The organism is Pseudomonas sp. GM33 (assembly GCF_000282295.1).
In the GTDB taxonomy this organism is placed as follows: Bacteria; Pseudomonadota; Gammaproteobacteria; order Pseudomonadales; family Pseudomonadaceae; genus Aquipseudomonas; species Aquipseudomonas laurylsulfatiphila.
In genome coordinates this window covers 1-3,907 of sequence record NZ_AKJO01000141.1, presented here as the reverse complement: position 1 = coordinate 3,907, position 3,907 = coordinate 1, and the positions used below count along the sequence as shown (strand labels likewise).

General features: G+C 64.5%; 3 protein-coding genes. All 3 read right to left on the bottom strand.

The features are described 5' to 3' along the window. Positions 1-92: 92 nt before the first annotated feature. From PMI26_RS06190 to PMI26_RS06200, 3 genes are read right to left on the bottom strand one after another with little or no spacing between them, the layout of a single operon-like run. Positions 93-1,109 (bottom strand): phosphotransferase enzyme family protein, encoded by a 1,017-nt coding sequence (locus tag PMI26_RS06190; protein WP_007978156.1) that lies wholly within the window; start codon positions 1,107-1,109, stop codon positions 93-95. A gap of 9 nt (positions 1,110-1,118) precedes the next feature. Further along, positions 1,119-2,399 carry an aspartate aminotransferase family protein gene (locus PMI26_RS06195; protein ID WP_007978154.1) on the bottom strand — a complete coding sequence of 427 codons (1,281 nt, stop codon included), beginning with the start codon at positions 2,397-2,399 and terminating at the stop codon, positions 1,119-1,121. Continuing rightward, complete coding sequence (locus PMI26_RS06200; protein ID WP_007978152.1) at positions 2,392-3,705, bottom strand: amino acid permease; 1,314 nt, start codon at positions 3,703-3,705, stop codon at positions 2,392-2,394. Before PMI26_RS06200 ends, PMI26_RS06195 begins: the two co-directional genes overlap by 8 nt. Positions 3,706-3,907 lie beyond the last annotated feature (202 nt).

Genomic DNA, 3,907 nt, shown 5'->3' with positions numbered 1-3,907 from the left:
AAGCCCGCTCCCACAGTGGATTTTTGGCGAGCTCACTTCTTGTGTTCACTGAAGATCCCTGTGGGAGCGAGCTTGCTCGCGATGGCGGTCTATCAGACCTGCAAATATTCTCGAGCCAACCAGCAAGCCCGCTCAATCAACATCGGCGCCATTTCAATCGCTGTCGGCGTGCCCTGGCGGGTGTGAATCCAGCCCAGGTACGTGGTGCCACGCAGCATCAGGAACAGCGCCAGGGTCTTGCGATCCGCCTCGGTCAGCGGCTTGACCGCGTGGTAGCCGTCGAGCAGCGCGGTCTTGATTTGCTCGTAGCGCGGGTCATCCAGGCAGAAGTACAGCGCGGTGGCCAACTCGAACATGTGCCAGCCAAACCCGGCATCGTCGAAGTCGATCAGGCGCAGGCGCGGGCCTTCGATCAGCAGGTTCTCGGGCACCAGGTCGGCGTGGATCATGCCGAAGTTGTCCAGGTGCCGACCGTATTGGCGCAAGTCCTTGCGCGCCGTGCGCCGGGCCTGTTGCAGCAGCTCCCGCTGCTCATCGCTGAGTTGCTCCAGCTCCCAGAAACGCCCCCAGAACGGGTTGGCGCCGATCAGGCCTTCTTCATCCCAGGCGTGCCGGACAAACTCGTCCGGCTGCTGCCAATCCGCCGAATGCAGGTGAATGCGCGCGGCAATCGCGCCGGCCTCACGGAACAGAAAATCGATTTCGGTATCGGCCTGCACCCCGTTCTCCGAGGTGCCGGCGGTGGCGCCCGGCAGCCAGGCGAGCATGTCGATGTGGCGCGGCTCGCCGATGGCTTGATGGGTGACTTCGACCAGATGGCTTTGATTCTGCGCCCGGATGATTTGCGGCACGGTGATTCCGGCGCCGGCCAGCGCCTCCATCCATTGCAGCTCGGAACGCAGCGCGGCTTCGCCGTGATAGCCATTGCGGTGGATGCGCAAGGCGACCCGCTGGCCATCGTGGCGGTGGGCGGAGAACACCGCGTTCTCGCGAAACTTCACCAGTTCAATGTCGGCGAACTCGCCGTCCCACTGTTGCAGGGCATGGCGCGCCAGTTCGTGCAGACGGGCCACTTGCTGGTCGTGTGGCAGGGTGTGGAATTCAGTCATGGCAGGGCCTCAAATCGCGCTCAGGGCGTGGTCCAGGGTGTCGACAAACAGGTCGGCGTGATCGCGGCCGAACACCAGCGGCGGTCGCAGTTTGAGAATGTTGTCGCCGGCGCCGATCTTGCTGATCAGCACGCCGTTCTCGCGCATGTCGTTGACCACCTTGCGCGCCTCCAGGCCGGCCGGCTCCTTGCTGGCGTGGTCTCTTACCAGTTCCATGGCGAAAAACAGGCCCTTGCCGCGCACGTCGCCGATGATCGAGTGCCTGGCGGCCAGCGCTTGCAGGCGTTGTTGCACGTAAGCGCCAACGTCTTGCGCGTTTTTCAGCAGTTGCTGTTGCTCGATCACGTCCAGCACCGCCATGCCGACCGCTGCCGCCACGGGCGAGCCACCGAAGGTGTTGAAGTACATCGCATGGCGCCCGAAGGATTCGACCAGGGCCTTGTGGGTGATCAGCCCGGCCAGTGGATAGCCGTTGCCCATGGGTTTGCCGAGGGTGACGATGTCCGGCACCACGCCGTGGGCCTGATGCCCCCACAGATGATCACCGGTACGGCCGAAGCCGGACTGCACTTCGTCGGCGATGAACAGTCCGCCGGCGGCGCGGATCAGCGCGGCGGCCTTGTTGACGAAACTGGCCGGCACCCGTGGCAGGCCTTCGTTGGCGAACAGGGTGTCGATCAGCAGCGCGGCCGGGCGAATGCCCTGTGCCTGCATCGAGGCAATCGCGGCGGCGATGTTGGCCGCGTATTGCTCGGCCAGTTGCGCCTCGGTGGTGCCGGCCGGTGCCCGGTAAAGGCACGGAATCGGTACGGCGCGGGCATGGGCGGCGAAGGGTTCCGGCGAGGGCAGGGCGGTGGTGACTTGCGCCAGCGACGCCGAGTTGCCGTGGTAGTTGTAGTCACTGACGATGATGCCGGTGCCGCCACTGGCAAAGCGTGCCAGACGCAGCGCCAGTTCATTGGCCTCGCTGCCGGTGCAGGTGAACATCGCGGTGTCCAACGGTTCGCCGAAGGTCGCGGTCAGGCGTTCGGCATAGCGCACCACTTGCTCGTCGAGGTAGCGGGTGTGGATGTTCAGCGTGGTGGCCTGGCGGTGCATGGCCTCGGTCACGTGAGGGTTACAGTGACCGACGCAGGGCACGTTGTTGTAGACGTCGAGGTAGCGACGACCGTCGACGTCGAACAGCCAGACACCTTCGCCACGCACCAGGTGCAAGGGCTTGTCGTAGAACAGCGGTGAGGCGCTGCCCAGTACGCGATGGCGGCGTTGCAGCAGAGTGTCTTCAGGCATGGTCCGGAACCTCGATAGCGGTGGTGCGACGGTTGCGCAGCAGGTAGTTGAAAATGCACAGGCTGAAGGTTGCGGCGAGGGCGATCAGCATCAGCAGGTCGAGCTGGAAGCAGGCGGCGATCACCACCAGCGTCAGGGCCAGGCCCAGCCAGGCAACCAGTTTGCCGCCGGGCAAGGTGAAGGGCCGTGGCAGGTCAGGCTGGCGGGTCTTGATGCGCAGGTACGCGGCGAAAATGAACAGGTAGCCAACGTTGAGCAGCAACACGACCGCGAGCATCACCGTGGCCGGGTCCACTTCGGACAACGGCAGACCGATGGCGCCAATCAGCAACAGCGCCGGCCAGGGCGTACCGCGTTTGCCGGTCTTGCCCAGCCATTGCGGGAACAGGCCGTCGCGAGCCATGGCGAACAACTGCCGGGACGCGGCGAACACCAGTGAAAAGAAGGTAGCGATCAGGCCGAACACCGCGCCGCAGCCAATCACTTTCGCCAGCCAGGAGCCGTCGCCGAAGGCGCTGTTGCCGGACATCGCGGCGTACAGCGGATCACCTGCCGAACCGACCAGCTCGACGCCACCGGCACCGGGTGCGCAAACCAGCACCACCAGCGCCGTCACCAGCAAGGTGCCGATCGCTGCCAGAATGCCCCGAGGCATGGTACGGCCGGGGTTGTGCGCTTCTTCGGCTGCCGAACCGGTTTGCTCGACCGTGATGAACAACCAGATCGCGAAGGGCACGCAGGCGAAGATGCCGCCGAGGCTGACCGGAGTGGCGACGTTGGCGGGCAGTTTCAGCAAGTTGGCCAGTTCGACATGGGGCGCCATGGCCACGCCGAAGGTGAGCAGGGCGACCACGGCGATGATGCCGGCGATAAAGGTCAGACCCATGGCCTCACCGACGCCGCGCATGTGGATGCCGATAATCACCGCGAACAGGGCGATCTTCACCGGCCAGCCACCGAGGCCGAAAATCGATTCGGTGTAGGCGCAAATGAACGTCGCTGCCGCGCCGGTGCCGATGGTCAGCGCCAAGGCACAGGCGACGCCGACCAGATACCCCACGAACGGTCCGAACGCACTTTGCGCATACACGAACACGCCGCCAGCGCTGGGCAACGCCGTGGACAGTTCCGCCACGCACAAGGCCAGGCCGCCGCAGAGCAGCGCCATCAACAACGTGGCAATCAGCATGTTCAGCCAGCCACCGGCCGCCAGCCCGAAGTTCCAGCCGGAAAACTGCCCGGCCACCACCAACGCAATTCCGAGGCCGGCAATCTTTGGCCAGCCCAGCGCACTTTTCTTGAGCACAGAAATCTCCCGCGACCCGAAGGTCGATTTATTGTTTTAGTGAGATGTGGAGGGGTTCAGCGTTGTATTGCAGGGCACTTTGGAGCGGGTTGTGCCCCAGAGGTCGGCTTCGATACTACGCCGGGGGTGTGGCGCGGCAGGTGTGCGTGTGTGCCATGTGGTTGGTTGTGGGTGCCAGATGTGGGCTTGCTCGCGAAGGCGG

Coding starts and splice junctions, on each gene's coding strand:
- PMI26_RS06190 (WP_007978156.1), bottom strand. CDS start 1,109: ATGACTGAATTCCACACCCTGCCACACGACCAGCAAGTGGCCCGTCTG.
- PMI26_RS06195 (WP_007978154.1), bottom strand. CDS start 2,399: ATGCCTGAAGACACTCTGCTGCAACGCCGCCATCGCGTACTGGGCAGC.